The 17431-nt window shown below is 63.9% G+C and carries 18 protein-coding genes; 2 read left to right on the top strand and 16 right to left on the bottom strand.

The features are described 5' to 3' along the window. Positions 1–4: 4 nt before the first annotated feature. From B3Z70_RS00500 to trbB, 3 genes are read right to left on the bottom strand one after another with little or no spacing between them, the layout of a single operon-like run. Positions 5–286 carry a VirB3 family type IV secretion system protein gene (locus B3Z70_RS00500; RefSeq protein WP_127966060.1) on the bottom strand — a complete coding sequence of 94 codons (282 nt, stop codon included), beginning with the start codon at positions 284–286 and terminating at the stop codon, positions 5–7. Then, positions 286–618 carry a TrbC/VirB2 family protein gene (locus B3Z70_RS00495; RefSeq protein WP_127966059.1) on the bottom strand — a complete coding sequence of 111 codons (333 nt, stop codon included), beginning with the start codon at positions 616–618 and terminating at the stop codon, positions 286–288. The genes B3Z70_RS00500 and B3Z70_RS00495 overlap by 1 nt, the downstream gene beginning before the upstream one ends. After that, entirely contained in the window at positions 615–1583 is a 969-nt protein-coding gene (gene trbB / locus B3Z70_RS00490; RefSeq protein ID WP_409514366.1) for a P-type conjugative transfer ATPase TrbB, read from the bottom strand. Before trbB ends, B3Z70_RS00495 begins: the two co-directional genes overlap by 4 nt. 213 nt (positions 1584–1796) lie before the next feature. Between trbB and B3Z70_RS00485 the strand changes: the two genes are divergently transcribed. Beyond that, positions 1797–2162: a hypothetical protein gene (locus B3Z70_RS00485; RefSeq protein WP_292044403.1), complete on the top strand. Its 366-nt coding sequence runs from the start codon at positions 1797–1799 to the stop codon at positions 2160–2162. Positions 2163–2190: 28 nt separating this feature from the next. Here B3Z70_RS00485 and B3Z70_RS00480 read toward each other — a convergent pair whose 3' ends face one another. From B3Z70_RS00480 to B3Z70_RS00470, 3 genes are all read right to left on the bottom strand, one after another. Then, positions 2191–2625: a CopG family transcriptional regulator gene (locus tag B3Z70_RS00480; protein WP_127966056.1), complete on the bottom strand. Its 435-nt coding sequence runs from the start codon at positions 2623–2625 to the stop codon at positions 2191–2193. Between the two features lie 12 nt (positions 2626–2637). Then, entirely contained in the window at positions 2638–4629 is a 1992-nt protein-coding gene (locus tag B3Z70_RS00475; protein ID WP_127966055.1) for a conjugal transfer protein TraG, read from the bottom strand. A 117-nt stretch (positions 4630–4746) separates the two neighbouring features. Next, positions 4747–5046: a DNA -binding domain-containing protein gene (locus tag B3Z70_RS00470; protein ID WP_127966054.1), complete on the bottom strand. Its 300-nt coding sequence runs from the start codon at positions 5044–5046 to the stop codon at positions 4747–4749. Positions 5047–5270: 224 nt separating this feature from the next. Between B3Z70_RS00470 and B3Z70_RS00465 the strand changes: the two genes are divergently transcribed. Continuing rightward, a complete protein-coding gene (locus B3Z70_RS00465; protein WP_292044398.1) occupies positions 5271–5474 on the top strand; it encodes a helix-turn-helix domain-containing protein in 204 nt (67 codons plus the stop codon). Here B3Z70_RS00465 and B3Z70_RS00460 read toward each other — a convergent pair. The 10 genes from B3Z70_RS00460 to B3Z70_RS00415 all read right to left on the bottom strand — a co-directional run bounded on the left by B3Z70_RS00460 (position 5457) and on the right by B3Z70_RS00415 (position 17420). Then, positions 5457–6347: a LysR family transcriptional regulator gene (locus tag B3Z70_RS00460; protein ID WP_292044396.1), complete on the bottom strand. Its 891-nt coding sequence runs from the start codon at positions 6345–6347 to the stop codon at positions 5457–5459. The genes B3Z70_RS00465 and B3Z70_RS00460 overlap by 18 nt on opposite strands. A 183-nt stretch (positions 6348–6530) precedes the next feature. Then, positions 6531–7940: an efflux transporter outer membrane subunit gene (locus B3Z70_RS00455; RefSeq protein WP_164876625.1), complete on the bottom strand. Its 1410-nt coding sequence runs from the start codon at positions 7938–7940 to the stop codon at positions 6531–6533. A gap of 3 nt (positions 7941–7943) precedes the next feature. Then, positions 7944–9065 (bottom strand): ABC transporter permease, encoded by a 1122-nt coding sequence (locus B3Z70_RS00450; protein WP_164876624.1) that lies wholly within the window; start codon positions 9063–9065, stop codon positions 7944–7946. Further along, a complete protein-coding gene (locus B3Z70_RS00445) occupies positions 9065–10192 on the bottom strand; it encodes an ABC transporter permease (RefSeq protein WP_292044394.1) in 1128 nt (375 codons plus the stop codon). The genes B3Z70_RS00450 and B3Z70_RS00445 overlap by 1 nt, the downstream gene beginning before the upstream one ends. Further along, positions 10189–11916: an ATP-binding cassette domain-containing protein gene (locus B3Z70_RS00440; RefSeq protein ID WP_127966050.1), complete on the bottom strand. Its 1728-nt coding sequence runs from the start codon at positions 11914–11916 to the stop codon at positions 10189–10191. The genes B3Z70_RS00445 and B3Z70_RS00440 overlap by 4 nt, the downstream gene beginning before the upstream one ends. Further along, positions 11913–12926, bottom strand: coding sequence for a secretion protein HlyD (gene hlyD, locus B3Z70_RS00435; RefSeq protein WP_127966049.1), 1014 nt, complete (start codon positions 12924–12926; stop codon positions 11913–11915). The genes B3Z70_RS00440 and hlyD overlap by 4 nt, the downstream gene beginning before the upstream one ends. Next, the gene (locus tag B3Z70_RS00430) at positions 12926–13615 is read right to left on the bottom strand and encodes a CerR family C-terminal domain-containing protein (RefSeq protein ID WP_127966048.1); all 690 of its coding nucleotides are present in this window, start codon (positions 13613–13615) and stop codon (positions 12926–12928) included. Before B3Z70_RS00430 ends, hlyD begins: the two co-directional genes overlap by 1 nt. A 191-nt stretch (positions 13616–13806) precedes the next feature. Further along, positions 13807–14985 (bottom strand): DUF3363 domain-containing protein, encoded by a 1179-nt coding sequence (locus tag B3Z70_RS17230; RefSeq protein ID WP_371414566.1) that lies wholly within the window; start codon positions 14983–14985, stop codon positions 13807–13809. 1168 nt (positions 14986–16153) lie between these two features. Next, on the bottom strand, positions 16154–17080 hold the full coding sequence (locus tag B3Z70_RS00420) for a lytic transglycosylase domain-containing protein (protein WP_292044388.1): 927 nt from the start codon (positions 17078–17080) through the stop codon (positions 16154–16156). A 4-nt stretch (positions 17081–17084) separates the two neighbouring features. After that, the gene (locus B3Z70_RS00415) at positions 17085–17420 is read right to left on the bottom strand and encodes a DUF736 domain-containing protein (protein ID WP_292044387.1); all 336 of its coding nucleotides are present in this window, start codon (positions 17418–17420) and stop codon (positions 17085–17087) included. Positions 17421–17431 lie beyond the last annotated feature (11 nt).

The following is a 17431-nucleotide window of genomic DNA, read 5'->3' as shown; positions in this document are numbered from 1 at the left end:
CTCCTCAAACGCCGAGATGGCCGGGGATGCGCAGATGGCGGCGCACCACATCGACGAACATCGGATCGCGCTTGGCCGCCCAGACGGCGGCGAGATGGCCGACCGCCCAGATGGCGAGACCGACCAGCCAGAGCCGCAGGCCGAGGCCAAGCGCCGCCGCCAATGTGCCGTTGAGGATGGCGAGGCCACGCGGCGCGCCGCCGAGCAGGATGTGCTCGGTCAGCGCCCGGTGGACCGGCACGGAATACCCCGGCACGTCACCGCCCTGTTCGACAAGGCCGGCCATCAGACGAGCGCCCCCCCGCCGAACGAGAAGAACGACAGGAAGAAGCTCGACGCGGCGAACGCGATCGACAGACCGAAGACGATCTGGATCAGACGACGGAATCCGCCCGACGTGTCGCCGAAGGCCAGCGCCAGGCCGGTCGAGATGATGACGATCACGGCGATGATCTTGGCGACCGGGCCTTCGATCGACTGGAGGATGGATTGCAGCGGCGCTTCCCACGGCATGGAAGAGCCGGAAGCATGGGCGGCGGGCGCCAGCATCATGCTGATGGATACGGCAAGGGCTGCGGTCGCCATGTGCTGGCAACCGCGCGAAAACGTGCGGATCATCGGATATCTCCTTTGGATTCAAGACTGAGGACGGACTGGATGTCGCCGCCGTCGGTGACGGCAGGCACGACGCTGTAATCGCCGTCGGGGCCGAGGCCTTCGACGCGGGCGAGTTCGACGAGCCGGCGCTGCGAACCGCGTCCGGCGAGCACGGCGACGAGATCGATGGTCTCGGCGATCAACGCGCGAGGCACGGTGACGACGGCTTCCTGGATGAGCTGTTCGAGGCGGCGGATCGCGCCGATGGCGCTGCCCGCATGGATGGTGCCGACGCCGCCCGGATGGCCGGTGCCCCAAGCCTTCAACAGGTCGAGGGCTTCGGGGCCGCGCACCTCGCCGATCGGGATGCGGTCGGGCCGCAACCGCAGCGACGAGCGGACGAGATCGGACAGCGAGGCGACGCCATCCTTGGTGCGCATGGCGACGAGGTTGGGCGCGGCGCATTGCAGCTCGCGCGTATCCTCGATGATGACGACGCGATCAGCGGTTTTCGCTACCTCGGCCAGCAGCGCATTGGTCAGCGTCGTCTTGCCGGTGGACGTGCCTCCGGCGACGAGGATGTTGGCGCGCGACGCGACGGCGGAACGCAGCGCTTCGGCCTGTGTCGCCGACATGATCCCGGCGGCGACATAGTCGTCGAGCGTGAATACGGCGACGGCGGGCTTGCGAATGGCGAAGGCCGGCGCGGCGACGACGGGCGGCAACAACCCCTCGAACCGTTCGGCGGTTTCGGGGAGTTCGGCGGAGACGCGCGGCGCACCGGCATGGACTTCCGCGCCGACATTATGCGCGACCAGGCGAACGATGCGCTCGCCATCAGCGGGCGACAGCCGCTCGCCCGTATCCGACAGACCTTCGGACAGTCGGTCGATCCAGAGCCGCCCGTCGGGGTTTAGCATCACCTCGACGACGGCCGGGTCTTCCAGAAATCGCGCGATGGCGGGGCCGAGCGCGGTGCGCAGCATCCGCGCGCCCCGCGTCAAGCTCTCCGAAATCTGGTGTGAAGCCGCCATCTGATCCCCGATCTCGCCAGGGACAAAACAGACGCTCCCGGACCGGGATGATTAAAAGAGCCGGAAGTTTGGCTGATTCAACAAGTATCTAACAGCCGACGGCCATGGCGAAGAAAAGGCGGCAATCGGCGGGATTGAAAAGCCCGCGATCGATAGTGATCAGCTATGCCCATCTTGAATGGAATCAGAAAAGGCAGCGCGATGAGCAATAATCCAGGCAAAAAGGGCAAGCCTGCTCCATGGGTCAAGCGGGAGCGCGAAGATCGAGATCGAGCGCTGGACGAGTATAAGCAGGCGCATCATCCCGCCTATCGCACATGGCGTGAGGCGCGTGGCGAAGTCGGCAGGAAAGCGCGTGCTGAGGCGGAAGTCCTGTTTCCGGGCTTGTCGGGCATCGGCCAGTCGATGAAGCACGCCGACAAGGCGGTCAGCATCTGGGAGAAGGCGAACAAGAACCCGATGACATGGGAGGAATCGCAGGCGCTGGAGGGCGAGTTCGCGAAAAGCTATGTCGCGATCGACCGATCATAGGTCGTGAGGACGATCAGCGGCGTCCGTCCTATTGCGTATCGCTACTATTTCGTGCTGCGTCGATGTCCCGCGACAGCTCCTTCAGAAATCGATCGCCGGTCGCCAGCCGCCGCCCGAGCGATTGCAGGAAGCCGTCGAATCGCTCCGCGCCCTTCGCCCGTGCCGACGCCTGCGCGCTGTCGGGCAAAGGTGGCGTCACGGTCAGCCAGAAGCGGATGAACAGCGAGAGCGTATCCCCGAGAATGGCCAGATCCTCGTCCAGTCCTTCGACCTGTCGGCCGAGCTTGTCCATGCGGCGAGCGAAGACCGCCTCCAGCCGTTCGGACGCGTCGGCGGACAAGAAGGACGCGACCGCCGCTTCGATCACGGCTGATTTGGACACGTTGCGGCGCAGCGCCAACGCCTCGACCTTCTTCAGAAGGTCTGGCTCGAAATAGACATTCATGCGGGATTTGGTCTGCATGGCGACGGCTCCTTACAGTTCGATGCCGTCGGACGGGTCCATCGTCGCCTGGCGTGCGACGGACCTGACCTGCTGGCGGATGGTGCGGGCCTTGGCGGCGTCCACGTCCGGCTCGTCGTCGAGCACATCGAACTCGCGGACCACCGGATGTGCGTCGGGCACGATCTCCTCATGCTCGGGCAGTTCCGGCTCGCGGCGGATACCTGCATTGGCGGGATCGGTCGCGGCGGCGTCGTGCGTTGGCGGCGCGGATGGTGCGGTGGGCGTTGGTGTCGTCAGGGCCGACCAGTCGTCACCCGATGGCGCTTTCGAGGCTTTGGCCCCGGTGGACAGGTCCGGCGGCGGCAGCAGCCGCTCCTTGAAGCGCGCGTCTTCGTAGTAGCGCGCCTTCCTCGCCCGGATTGGCGGCACGCCCGCGACCAGCAGCAGTTCGTCGGTCGGTGGAAGCTGCATCACCTCGCCGGGGGTCAGAAGTGGCCGGGCCGTCTCCTGCCGCGAGACCATGAGATGGCCGAGCCAGGGCGATAGCCTGTGGCCGGCATAGTTGGTGGAATCACGCATCTCGGTCGCGGTGCCCAGCGAGTCCGACACGCGCTTGGCGGTGCGCTCGTCATTGGTAGCGAAGGCAACGCGGACATGGCAATTGTCGAGCACCGAATTGTTCGCGCCATAGGCTTTCTCGATCTGGTTCAGCGACTGCGCAATCAGGAAACTCTTGATGCCGTAGCCGGCCATGAAGGCCAGCGCGGACTCGAAGAAGTCGAGCCGCCCCAGCGCCGGAAACTCGTCCAGCATCAGCAGCAGCCGATGGCGATTGGCGGCGTTCAACTCCTCGGTCAGCCGTCGCCCGACCTGATTGAGGATCAGGCGGATGAGCGGTTTGGTGCGGGCGATATCGGAAGGCGGCACGACGAGGTAGAGGCTGACGGGCCGGTTGCCCGCGACCAGATCGGCGATGCGCCAGTCGCAGCGCGCCGTCACCTTCGCCACCACGGGATCGCGGTAGAGACCGAGGAACGACATGGCGGTGGACAGTACGCCCGATCGCTCGTTGTCGGATTTGTTGAGCAACTCGCGGGCCGACGAGGCGATGACGGGATGCACGCCGACCTCGCCCAGATGCGGCGTAGACATCATGGCGCGCAGCGTCGCCTCCATGGGACGTTTCGGATCGGAGAGGAAGTTGGCGACCCCGGCCAGCGTCTTGTCGGGTTCGGCATAGAGGACATGCAGGATCACGCCGACCAGCAGCGAGTGGCTGGTCTTCTCCCAATGGTTCCGCTTGTCGAGCGCGCCTTCGGGATCGACCAGGATGTCGGCGATGTTCTGGACGTCGCGGACCTCCCAGTCGCCGCGCCGGACCTCCAGCAGCGGATTGTAGGCGGAGGATTTGGCATCCGTCGGATCGAACAGCAGCACGCGGCCATGCCCGGCGCGGAATCCCGCCGTCAGGCCCCAGTTCTCGCCCTTGATATCATGGACGATGACGCTGCCCGGCCAGGTCAGCAATGTCGGCACGACAAGGCCGACGCCCTTGCCGGAACGGGTCGGCGCGAAGCACAGCACATGCTCCGGCCCATCGTGGCGGAGATAGTCGCGGTCCAGCCTGCCCAGCACCACGCCATCCGGGCCGAGCAATCCGGCCGCCTTCACCTCCTCGGCCGAGGCCCAACGCGCCGAACCGTAGGTGGCGACGTTCTTGGCCTCACGCGCGCGGATGATCGACAGGGTGATGGCGACGGCGATGGAGAGGAAACCGCCCGAAGCCGCGATGATCGCTCCTTCGACGAAGATCGCGGGCGCATAGGCATCGTAGGAGTACCACCACCAGAAAAAGGCCGGCGGATAGTAGAACGGCCAGCCGCCCAGCTCGAACCATGGTGTGCCAAGCTGCCCCTGAAATCCGAGCCTCCACGCCGTCCACTCGGTCGCGCCCCAGATCGCCGCCAGCACGATGACGACGACGATGGTGATCTGGCCCCAGAGGACACGGCTTCCCGACATACAGGCTCCAATCGGCAAAAGAGGCGGAGCCGATCAGAGAATAGGCGGTTTCACGATAGGCAACAGGAAAGAACAGCGAGCGTGCTGCCGGATACCATGGCGTAGAAATCGGACGGGTCAGTGCCGTGTGTTGCGGGCTTCTTCGACGGCTTGTTCCAGAATGCGCCGGTAGCCGATTTTCGTCATCCACTGCGCTCGGGCGAGATGGCTTTCCCAGCACGTCCGCGTTCGGTCTTGCTCTGCCAGCGGATCACGATGCAGCACGATCCGCGCCACCTCCATCCAGTCCGCGCCATCGGTCTCGGCATCCAGCAGGCGCAGATAGGTGACGAAATGCGCCTCGTCGTAGAGGGTTATGTCCGGCTCCATCGGAGCCAAATCATCGACATGGGGATCGAGTTCGGGTTTGACGCGCATCTGCGGCCTCCTTCCGGCACCGCGGCTCGGATTGATAATTACCTCACTTTTGCTTCTCAGGTGAGACCGTTGATGTCTGGCGGTGTAGTTCCGCCAAGCATTCAACCGCCCCGATAGTCGAAGCTATCCGGTAAATATCACATCGCGCAACGAATCGGAATTATCGTTCCTGGAACGATCATTCCTACTCAGGCTCCGCTCACGTCATGGATCTCAAAGAGGTCATGGCGGTCAATCTGCGTCGGATACGTCATGGCAAGCAACTGACGCAGGAGGAACTGGCGGATCGCTCCGGCCTGAGCGCGCGCTATATCGGGGCGATCGAGCGTGCCGACGTGTCGGCTAGCGTTACGGTTCTCGGGCAGATTGCCGACGCCTTGAGCGTGGAACCGGGCGAGCTTCTAAAATCGTCAGCCGGATCGCGCTGACCTGCCCATCTCGGCTGCGAGGTCGAGGAGGTTCCTGAGCGCTGGGCTGCGATTGTGCGGGGACCAGACGGCAGAAAACGCAAAAGGTTCGAACTCGTCGAGGATCGGCAGAAACGTCACGCTGGGCACGTGCAGAAGCATTGTCGCCTCGCCGGCAATGGTGACACCATAACCTTGCGCGACCATCGACAGCAGCGTGCTGCGCTCAACGTCGAAACGCAGGATCGACAGGTCCGGCGAACTGCCAGCGAAGCGCATGACGATGTGGTCATGCACCTGTGGCCCGCTGCCGCCTTCACGAACTATGAAGTTGTCGCCTGCCAGATCGGCCCAGGTCACGCCCACGCCATCGGCGAGCGGATGGCGCGAGGGCAGCGCGGCCAGAAGCCGTTCGCTCCATATCCTCCGTGCATGACAGTCGGGAAACTCGGGCGAGCCCGCCACGAACGTCAGGTCCAGTCTGTTGGCCCGAAGCCGCATGACGCTATCGCGGGCGCTGCCTTCGGCGATCTCGACCTCTATGCCAGGATATTGCTCCCGGTAGCGTTCGATCAGCATGGCGAGAAAGCTGCCGGGGATGAGGGCATGGATACCTACGCGCAGCCGGCCGTGCTCTCCGCGCGCCACCATTCCAGCCGTCCTGACTGCGTGGTCGAGCTGGTCGATGCCGGTCGTCACCCGCTCGACGAAATGCCGGCCGGCTTCCGTCAGCCGCACACCGCGCGCGTGGCGCTCGAACAGCTGGACGCCAAGGTCTTCTTCCAGCGCCTTTACGCGCGCGCTGACACTGGACTGGCTGACGCCCATGGCATTCGCCGCATGGCGGAAGTTCAGATACTCGGCAACGGCGAGCGTTTGAAGAAGAGATGTCATCGGAATTCGACCGCCCAGCAGTTGAGGTGGCTGGTTTACAGCCGCACTCTTGGGTTGGCGGTCGATTATTGGTGCCGAACGCCGCCGCCGCATCGCTCTACCCGCGCTCGGTCGTTCGGCGGCAACCTTCGCGCCGGATGGCGGAAACGCGATAAACCTGTGATCGTAAGAGTGGCAGACCGATCATGCGATGACGGCCTCCCACCCACCCCCTAGCGCCTTGTAGAGAGCGACGACGGCCATCAACTCACCGACGCGGGCATCAAGGCTCGCGCGCTCCGCAACGCTGTATGCGGATTGTGCGTTCAGCAAGATGGTCAGGGCGTCCTCGCCAGCATGGTAGCGCTGTCGCGCAAGATCGACCGCGACGGCCGCCTGTGCTGTTGCTCCATCCGCTTTCTGACGCATGCTTCGCGCTGCGGCATACCGATTGAGCGCTGTTTCACTGTCGGTAAGCGCACCCGTCACGGTCCGCTCGTAGCGCACTAGCGCCGCTTCGGCGCGGGCATCGGCAGCTCGAATCTGCGCCCGGATGCGTCCCATGGAGAATATGGGCCAGTGCAGGCTAGGCCCAATCTGAAATCGTGTGCTCGTCCCCGAGGCGAGATCACCCGCGTTCTGCGCTTGCTGACCAATCGAACCAATGAGCGACAGTCGCGGGAAGAGATCGGCCGTCGCCACGCCAACGTCGGCGGTGAAGGCCGCCAATTCGCGCTCCGCCTGACGGATATCCGGGCGTCGCCTCAGAAGCTCCGATGGCAGCCCAGCCGTGACCTGTGATGGATCAGATGGAAGCGGTCCAGGGCTCAACAGCCGGAGCGCGGTCGCTCCCGGTGCTTGACCAGTTAGCAAGGACAAACGGTAGGCTGCCGCGTGCGCGTCCGCCTCGATGCCGTCAAGACTTATGCTTGTCGCCTTCGCCTGGGTATCGGCACGGGCAAAGTCGAAGAGCGATGCCTCACCGGATCGGAATCGTTCTTCGACCAGGGTTGCAATGCCTTGCTGCGCGTCGGCGTCCGCGCGCGCAATCACCAGCCGAGTTTGGGCGCTGCGTAGATCGACATAGCTTCGGACGACCTCGGCGATCACCTGTAGGATGACGCCGTGCCGCGCTTCCCGCATGGCCTCTGCACGTGCGTCGGCCGCCTCGACGCTACGCCGTGCGCGGCCCCACAGGTCGATTTCCCACGACGCATCAAATCCGAGATCGAAAAGGGAAAATCGAGGATCCAACCCCGGAACGCTGGCGACCGGCAACTGACCGTTTTCGCTGACCCGGTTCTCGGTGGCCGCGCCGGTGAATGCTACATCTGGGCCGGCACGGCCGCGTGCGGCGTCACGCAATGCGCGAGCCTCGCGTAGGCGCGCTTCGGCCTCTCTAACATCGTGGTTGTTCCTTACTGCCAGCTCAACGAGTTCGACGAGTTGCGGATCGTCGAACGAATGCCACCAGTCGTCATCTATTGGATGCGGATTTGCAGCGGACATCCAGCCGGGCGCTACCGCCGGGCGCAGTTCGACATTGCTTGGTCCGACAGTGCAGGCAGCGACGCTCATAGATGCAAGCAATGCGGGAAACGGTGATCGTTGCATGGGCTACTCCATCCGCGCGCGGAATAGAATCGCCGAGACGGTCAGCGTGACGGACGCGATAACCGCCAGCGGCCAAGTGTTGGCGAGAATGACCGCCGCCGGCATGTTCTTGAGAAACACGCCCTCGGAGACGACGAGAAAATGCCGACAGGGATTGGCGTAGGCGATGACCTGTAGCCAGCCGGGCATGTTGTCGACGGGAGTGGCGAATCCAGACAGCAGGATGAGCGGCACCGTCACCAGAAACATGCCGAGGAAGGCTTGTTGCTGGGTTTGCGACAACGTGGATACCAGCATCCCGACGCCGATCAGCGAAACCAGATAGAAGAACAGAGAGAAATAGAACGCGGTCACGGAGCCGGTAAGCGGCACTCCGAAGACCGTTGGGATAAGGATCATGTAGAGCGTGGCATTGAAAAAGCCGATCAGCAGAGGCGGCGCCATCTTGCCGATCAGGATTTCGTGGACCCTCAAAGGTGAGACCATGAGCTGATCGAAAGTGCCTAGCTCCCGCTCTCGCGCGACGGACTGCGCTGTGATCGACAAGGTGCCGGTTGCGCCCAGGGTCACAAGCAATGCAGGCATCACGAACCAGAGGTAGATCAGCGCGGGATTGAACCAGTTGGTGACGACAGTTCGGGAAGTCGGCTGGACTGCAATTGCGGCGGGACGGGCTTCCGCAGCAACCTGGCCAACGATCTGTTGCAGGTATGAGGAAACGATCTGCGATGCGTTCGAGCGACGCCCGTCGAGGATGATCTGGACCTCTCCAGTCTGTCCGCTCTCGATAGCCGCGCTGAAGCGGGAATCGAAATTCAAAACGGCGATGACCTGCTGATTGTTGATTGCCTCCCGCATGTCGGCAGGCGATGCGAGCGGCACGACGCGACCGACGTTAGGGCTGCCCGCTACTCTTGAAACAACTTCATGGCTCCAGATGCCGGAATCGCGGTCGAGGACGCCTACGTCGAAGTTGCGCACTTCCAGCGTCGCCGCGAAACCGAACAGGACGAGTTGAAGCAAGGGGGGTGCAATAAGGGTGATACGGGCTTTGGGATCGCGAAAGACCGCCCATAGTTCCTTGACGATGATCGCCGAAAGACGCGCGAAACTGGAGGAACCCATCAGGCAATCCTCCGTCTCGTCACCCGAAAAGCGAGGCCGAAGAACAGCAGACCGAAACCCAGCATCGCCAGAATGCTGCGAATGAACATGGGCCAGAGATCGCCCACGACGAACACGCTGGTCAGGGGCGAGATGAAGTAGCGAGCGGGGACTGCATAGGTTATCCCTTGAAGGATTTTCGGCATTGAGCCGATCTCGAATAGAAATCCCGACAGCAGCAGACCCGGCATGAAGGCCGTCAGCAGCGCAACCTGGCTGGCTACAAACTGATTCTTCGTCGCCGCCGAAATGAGCAATCCTTGGCCCAACGCTGGCATGAGGAAGGCCGCACCGAGCGCATACAGGCCGATAATCGACCCCCTGAACGGCACGCCGAACAGGAAGACGGCCACGACGACGCAGAGCGTCATGGAGCCCAGCCCGAGCACGAAATAGGGGATGATCTTCGTCGCCAGGAATTCGCCCATGCTGATGGGCGTCGCCATCAATGCTTCGAGGGTGCCGCGCTCCCATTCCCGCGCGACGACGAGCGCGGTCAGAAGCGTCCCGATCATTGTCATCACAATGCTGATCGAGCCCGGAATGAGGGCGAAACGACTTTCGAGACCGGGATTGAACCAGAACCGGGGCAAAGGAACGATCGAGGGAGGCAATCGCACGCCACGCTCCAATGCGCGGCCTTCTGCCCAGGTGGCTCGCACACCTTCGGCATAGGCGGCAACGAAGGCGGCCGTGTTCGGCAACGAGCCATCGGTGATGACTTGGACCGGCGCGTCGCTCCCGGCTGCGATCCTTTGGCCGAAATCACTCGGAATGACCACGATACCCCGGGTGCGTCCCGCGATCAGCTCATCCTTTAGCGAAGTCACGTCGCGCCGAGCTTCAACCTCGAACCACCGGGATGATCGGTAGGCACCCGCCAGGCTGGCCGCTGCTTCACTGGAGTCCTGAACAGCCAGGCCAATTCGCGTCCTAGCCGTATCGAGAGACACGCCGTAACCAAACAGGAAGAGCAGGAGCAGCGGCAGCACAAAGGCGATCAGCATGGTAGAGGGGTCGCGAAGAATCTGTAGCGACTCCTTGCGAAGCAGCGCGGCGAAGCGTCGAGCGTCGAAGCGATCGGTCATGCGGCCTTCCGCTTCCGATCCGAGTCCTCGATCAGTGCGATGAAGGCATCCTCCATCGTCAGGTCCGTGCCACCGCCGATTTCAGCCGCGCGGGTCTTGAGGTCTTCGGGCGTGCCTTCGGCGATCTCCTGTGCGCGATAGATCAACGCTATTCGGTCGCAATACTCCGCCTCTTCCATGAAGTGGGTAGTGACGAGCACCGTCACGCCGCGTTGCACGAGCCCGTTGATGTGTAGCCAGAACTCGCGGCGGGTGATGGGGTCCACGCCTGATGTCGGCTCATCCAGGAAAAGCACCGGCGGTTGATGAAGCACGGCGCAGGCAAGGGAGAGCCGCTGCTTGAAGCCCAGCGGCAACGTCCCGCTGTTCACCGGCAGATGCCGTTCAAGCTGAAAAATATCGACGACGCGCGCCACCGCCTCCGACCGTGCGCGTCGATCCAGGCCATAGGCTCCTGCGAAGAAGTCCAGATTCTGTTTGACGCTGAGATCGCCATACAAGGAGAATTTCTGCGCCATGTAGCCTAGCGACTGACGTGCTTCCGCTCTAGCGCTGCGCAGATCATGGCCCGCAACGCGACCGTCGCCCGCTGTCGGCGTGAGAAGGCCGCAAAGCATCTTGAAGGTCGTGGACTTGCCGGCACCGTTCGGCCCAAGGAGGCCGAATATCTGCCCCTCCGGCACGGAGAAGGTGATGTCGCCCGCCGCCGTAAACGTTCCAAACTTCTTGGTAAGTCCTCGCGCCTCGATCGCCGGTGCGTCAGACTTTTCGATGGGCCGATATCCTGCCGCGAGTTGGCTGGCTCCTCTCGGCCCACCGCCGAGGATGTCAATGAACGCATCCTCAAACCGCGGCTGCACGGCTTCGATCCGGTCGCCGCGCGACAGTCCGAGCAGTTCGAGGGACGGTGCAGCAACGCCTTCATCCATGAGCACACGAATGGACGCGCCCTGGATGGTGGCGTCCCTTACTTCATCTCGAAGAACAAGGCTGGCGAGCAGAGACCGCCGGCTTTCGGTCGGACCAAATAGGCGATACGTCCGTCCAGCGACGCGGGATGTCAGTTGCTTCGGCGGTCCACTGAACAGCAACTTGCCTTCGTTCAGCAGAAATACCGTATCGCATTTCTCGGCTTCGTCGAGATAGGCGGTGGACCAGACGACACCCATGCCTTCAGTCGTGAGCTGGCGAACCATGGCCCATAGTTCGCGCCTGGCCACGGGGTCGACGCCAACGCCGGGCTCGTCAAGCAGCAGCACCCGAGGGGGCCGCACCAGCGCGCAGGCGAGGCCCAGCTTCTGCTTCATGCCGCCCGAGAGTTGGCCAGCCAATCGAGGCCGAAATCGCTCCAGATCGGTGAAAGACAGAAGTTGAGAAAACCGCTCTGCGCGCTCCCCTGGGGGTAAGCCGCGAAGATCGGCGTAGAGCGACAGATTCTCGATGACGGATAGGTCTTCGTAGAGTCCGAAGCGTTGCGGCATATAGCCTAGTGCTGACCTGTCGGCCGCGACAGCGGGCTCGCCAAGAAGGGTGACTTCCCCTTCATCCGGGTCGAGTAATCCGGCGAGCAGACGGATCAGAGTCGTTTTACCCGCGCCGTCAGGACCGACCAAGCCTGTCATCAGGCCGGCCATCACCTCGATGTTCACGGCATCGAGCGCTGGAGCCGCATTGGCCTCGAAGCGCTTGGTGACACGAACAGCGCGAGCGACTACCTCCGTCATTTCACTGACCCTGCCGCTGGTTCCGAGCTCTGTTCGAGCCTCACGGTTGCGGGTTGACCTTGACGGAGACGGTCATCGGGATCGGTGACGTTGATCCGCAGCCGATAGACAAGATCGGCCCGCAGTTGCTCGGTCTGGACGGTCCTTGGCGTGAATTCAGCGGTTGGTGAGATGAAGCCGATGACACCACGATAGGCTTTGGGATTACCGTCGGTGGTCACGAGCACGGTCATGCCGGGAGCGATCCGGCCGAGGTCAGGTTCGGCGACGTAGGCGCGCACCCGGATCGGCCGGTTGATGGTGAGCGTGAAGATGGTTGCGCCGGATTGGACGATGGCTCCGGGTTCGGCAGCTCGCGTAAGGATTGTGCCCGCGTCCGGCGACTGAAGCGTCGTATCGGCCAAGCTGGTTCTGGCCCTGTCGCGTTCCGCTATTGCTGCCGCGAGCTGCGCCTCCGCAGCCGCTATGTCTTCGATGCGTGAGCCAGCGCGAAGCAGCGATAATGCTTCCTCCGCCGCCCGAAGCTGAGCCTCGGCGGCGCGGTATTCAGCCTCGGCGGCCTCGAAAACGGATTGGGACACAGCGCCCGTAGCGACCAGCGCTCGGCGGCGCTCGTAGGCTTCGCGAGTCCGCACCATGTCAGCCCTTCGGACGGCGACCGCAGCCTCCGCCTGGGCGATCTCCTGAGGTCGATTTCCGCTGCGCCGCTTGTCGAGTTCAGCCTGAGCGGCAGCGACTTGCGCTTCCGCCCCCGTCAGCGCGTCGATGAAAGGCTGGCGGTCGAGCTGTGCCAGCGTTGCCATCGCGTCGACCGAAGCTCCTTCATCAACCGGCATCTCGGCAATGCGTCCTCCGACGCGGAATCCGAGATTCACCTGACGAATATCGACATTGCCATAGAGAACCAGCCCCTCGTCGGGCTTGTCCCAAAGGCCGAACCCACGGGTGTAGATTGCCGCGCCAGCAGCGCAGGCGATGATGACCACCAGGATGATGATGCGCCGGGACACTATCGCGTCCCCACAATCGGAGAAACAGGCGCAATGGACGCGACAAGTTCGACCGCCAGAGCCTCAATCGCCGCTAGGCCCTTGTCGTCTATCGCTTCCCAATCGAGCGTCGAGAGGACTGCGGCATTCGCCATCCTAAACACGAGGACGCTTCCGACCAGAGAGACGGTTCTGAGACGTACGTGTTGGGAGGCGGGATCTTCGTCGAGCAGAATTCCGACCAGATGGTGACATATTTGAAGAAGCGGCCCCATTACGCCGTCGTAGAGCTGACGGAAGGCCGCAGTGGGCTGCGACTGCTCGCGAATAATGAAGAGCGCCCAAGGCTCGGAGCGGCTGCTGGCGAATAGCGCCGCCATCCGCTGAATGATCTTGCACAGCAGGCGACGCGCCTCGTCCGTGCTGAGTGGCGCTGTCCCCGAGCGGGCCGCTTCGACACGGGCGAAGACGAGGCTTCGCAGCGGGGCGATGTGATCGTTTATGCCGTCCGCGATGGAGGCGGCCGTAGCAAGGTATAGACCTTCCTTGCTGCCGAAGTAGTAGGCAATTGCTTGTTGGTTTGCTCCGGCCCCCTCGGAAAGCATCCGTGTCGTCGCGGCATCAAAACCGACACGCCCGAAAACGTCGATGGCTGCGATAAGCAGTTTCTCGCGAGTTTGATCGCCGCGCTCGATCCTTCGTCCCGACATGAGGCCCGTGCTCCATCCTTCATCCTGGGAGCCGGAAGCCGCCCATCCGCTTGCTCGCGGCGCTTGCTGACCCCTATCCCACGGCCAGCTTTAGCGCCGGTAAGATATTAAATCAATCACATGATTTAGTTTGGTTTAGTTAATCGACGACGCTGCGTGCGCTGCGTTGCCAGCACGTCGCCCGAACAGGACTACAGTCCCAATTGCATCTTCCGCCCGAGCTGCCACGACACCGATCGGCCCTGCACGACACCCATCACCTCGCGGCCGAGCTGGCGGTCGATGACCGGCCGCCACGGGACCAGCGTGAACTCGTGGCTCTTCTCGACGATGGCGAACTTGCCGCTGGCGAGCTGGACCGTCCCGGTGAAGGTGCCGCTGACCGTCTCGCCGTCGCCGGCCGCACGGAACGGTATCGGCTTTGTCGCCGTCAACTCCGCCCCGGCGCGCGCCACCTCGCGCGCCTCCAGCGTGGTGAGCAGATCGCGACGATAGAGAACGCGACCGTTCTGCTGGCGAGTGGCGTCACCCTGTTCGACCAAGCGCTCGCGGCGGCGGCCCATAGCCTCGCTCACGTCCTGCCCGAACCCCGCTTGCGCAATATCGGAAGGACCGCGCCCGACCAGCTTCCGGTCGAGCCAGGTCGCCCCGTCCGCCATGATCTGTTTCTCCAGATCGAAGGTCGAGAGAACACGGATATTGAGCTGGCGACCTCGGCCCGCATCATGGGCAGCGGCGCGCGCCTCGAAGTCCTGCGGGATGCGCCACTGGTCGGCGTCGATTCGCTCGGCGATGCCGGCGCGGCGCAGCGCCTCCAGGCGGCGAACATGGGCATCGACGAAGCCATCATAGTCGCTGCCGGGCACGCGACCATTGAACCGGGCCTGCTCCAGATGGCGGCTGGGCCGGTAGATGCCATCTTCGACCATGCTGGCGATCGTGCGGTCGGACGGGCGCGATCCGGCGTCGGTCGCGCCGATCTCGATAACGCTGCCGATGCGGACATCCGCGACCTTCGCCTGATCGACGCCGGAGATGTGATGTGTGCGGCCGTCGGTGCCGTCGATCACAAGCGTCAAGTTCTCACCCAGCTCGTCGGAGAGGTGTTTGTCGATGACGCGGCCAACGACCGGCGTTGCGGGCGCAGTGTCGTAAATCTGGAAACTTATCGGATCGCGGTCATGGCCCTCGGCTCGCATCGCCTTCTGCATGGTACGCACGATGTCGCCGCGCTCGCCCAGGTCGCGCAGGGTCGACTCCAGGCGATCACCAAGTTCCCAGACGCCCGGTGACTGTTCGGTTGCGAGGCCCATCTTCTCCAGCTTGCCAAGACGGCGCAGCCGGAGCGTCCGATCCTCCTGGCCTCGCATGTTCTCCGGCGCATGGCGCAGGTCGAGCCGTCCATCCTCGGCGGCCTCGTTCACCATCGCCCGGTCGATGCGGGTGAAGCGGTCCTGGTCGATCTCGGCGGTCAGCTTGCGGCGCTGCTCGATCTCGGTGACGGGGCCGAGTTCCAGCGTCGCCAGTTCGCTCGCCCGTTCGCGGACGCCGTTGGCGAGATAGTCGCCGTTGATGACCAGATCCTCGCCCATATCGTCGCGTCCGTTGACGATGACATGGACATGAGGATGGCCGGTGTTGAAGTGGTTGACCGCGACCCAATCCAGCTTCGTACCGAGATCGGCTTCGACGCGGGCCATCAGGTCACGGGTGTGACCGGTCAGGTCTTCGATGTCGGCGGCGTCTTCAGGCGAGACGATGAAGCGGAACTGGTGGCGATCGTCCTTGCCGCGATCGAGGAAAGCATCGCCATCGGCGCGGCCTTCGGTCGCCGAATAGAGCCGGCCGCGCTCGCCATCGCGCGAGGTGCCGTCGCGCTGGATGTAACGCAGATGGGCGGCGGCCTTGCCGCTCTTGCCAGCCGCACGGACGGAACGCGACTTGACGATGACGCGGCGGCTGCCAGCTTGGCGATGACTCCAGGCGTTCGACAGATTGCGGGATCGGACGAAGGCCGCGCCGCGCCCGCGCTTGACGCCCCGGCCGGAAGCGACCGCACCGTTCCGCCCTGGCTTGCCGCCACCTCCGACGCTGCCGCTTCGCGAGGTTCGACCGGAGTCCGCGCCATGCTGGCGGGCGATCTTCCTGACCTTGGTGAGGAAGCTCTTCGCCTGTCCGGCCTTCGACGCATCGGAGCGGATGCGGCCGGGCTTCGGGCGGAAGCGGTTGTCGTCGTCGGCGCTCATCGGCGGCAACCCGCCCGAAAGCGCCGGTTTCTGGGGAGAGTGCCGCCGAAAACGCGGCGTCTGCTGGAATTGTGGCAACAGGCGGCACCATGGTGCCCGGATGACGGTGCCGTCCCAAACAGTGTGCAGACAAAGGCTTGCCCCCCGGATCGGACCCATGGGGTGCCGTCCGCTTTAATCTTGCCCTCCCGCCTCTCTGCCCCTTTCACCCCTCCCAACCCTGATTCAGCCCAACCCCACTCGTACCCTCTGCACACTGGAAAGGACCGCCAGCCGTACCTGTGCCCTATGCTCATCGCGGACCTCCCGTTTCCGCTCGGGCAACAAACAGTCCGCCCGACTGCGGTACGATCGCGGAGAGATCGCGCACCGGCGTTGCAGCCGGAGTGTCCCCGGACTGCGCGCCCGCCTGCACAGAATCGGCAGACGATGTGCGTTCAGCCTGCGCGACGAATAACGGCGCGCGAGTCCACGACAGCGGATCGGCCGCTGCGACCGCGATCGGCCCGGTGATCTCGCCGCCGCCGATCTGCGGTGCGAGCGTTGCGACATAGGCACGCGTTTCCGCTGGCAACGGTCGGCCGGCAAGATGCTCTTCGTAGCGACCGGGACCGGCATTGTAGGCCGCCAGAAAACCCGGCGATCCGTAGCGGTCATGCAGTTCGCGGAGGTAGGCCGCGCCCGCCAGAATGTTGTCACGCGGGTCGTAGAAATCGCTGCCGAGCGCATGGCGGGCGCGAAGCTCCGCCCATGTCGCGGGCATGATCTGCATCAGGCCCATCGCGCCCTTGGGCGAGATCGCTTGCACCTCGTTTGCGCTCTCGACGCGCATGACGGCCCTGATCCACGCCGCCGGAATACCGAAGCGCTGCGCCGCCTCGGCGATATGCGCGGCATAGGGATCGGCCTGGGACTGGCGCGGCACCGGTTCCGGCTGCGCGTGACAGGGCAGCGGCATGGCGACGGCGAGCACAGAGGAAAGCAGAAGAACTGCCGATCTAACGGGCATCCTGTCTCCGCAACGACGCCAGCCTGCCAGCGTGCTCGCTGCGGTCAAGGGTGCGCGCGACGCGCCGATCTTCGATCGCCCTTGACCTTCGCTGCGCGCGCCGGCCGACGGATCGTCGAGCGGGACGGAGGGATGAGACGGCCTGTTCGCGAACAAAGGGATGGGGCTTGTTCGCACGATCCCGCCTGCAATCCTGATGATCGATCGCATGAGATCACTCCCGCTCGCCGCGCTTGATTGGCCGCGTCCAGTGCAGCGACCAGGCGGCTCCGCCGTCGTCGTCGCGGAACAGGTTGGCGCGGATCGGCTGCGGCAAGGCCGGGTCGTCGATCAGCAGCGAGATGTACTCGCCGGCGCGCTCGCCGGTCCGTTTCCAGCCCGCGCCGATCTCCGGTCCGTCGTCGGCGCCGTGATGGATGCGATAGTCCGGTGCGTTCTCGGCATCGGACGGCTCGGCCGGAACTATAGTGAGTTCGCGATAGAGGGTGAGTGTATGAACGCGTCCGACGAAACCCGTCGTCTCGCGCGTGAACTGGCCGATCTGCGGCATGGTAGTCTCCT

Source organism: Brevundimonas sp. UBA6550, from assembly GCF_002434505.1.
Classification (GTDB): domain Bacteria; phylum Pseudomonadota; class Alphaproteobacteria; order Caulobacterales; family Caulobacteraceae; genus Brevundimonas.
This window is presented reverse-complemented; position numbering and strand designations above follow the sequence as displayed.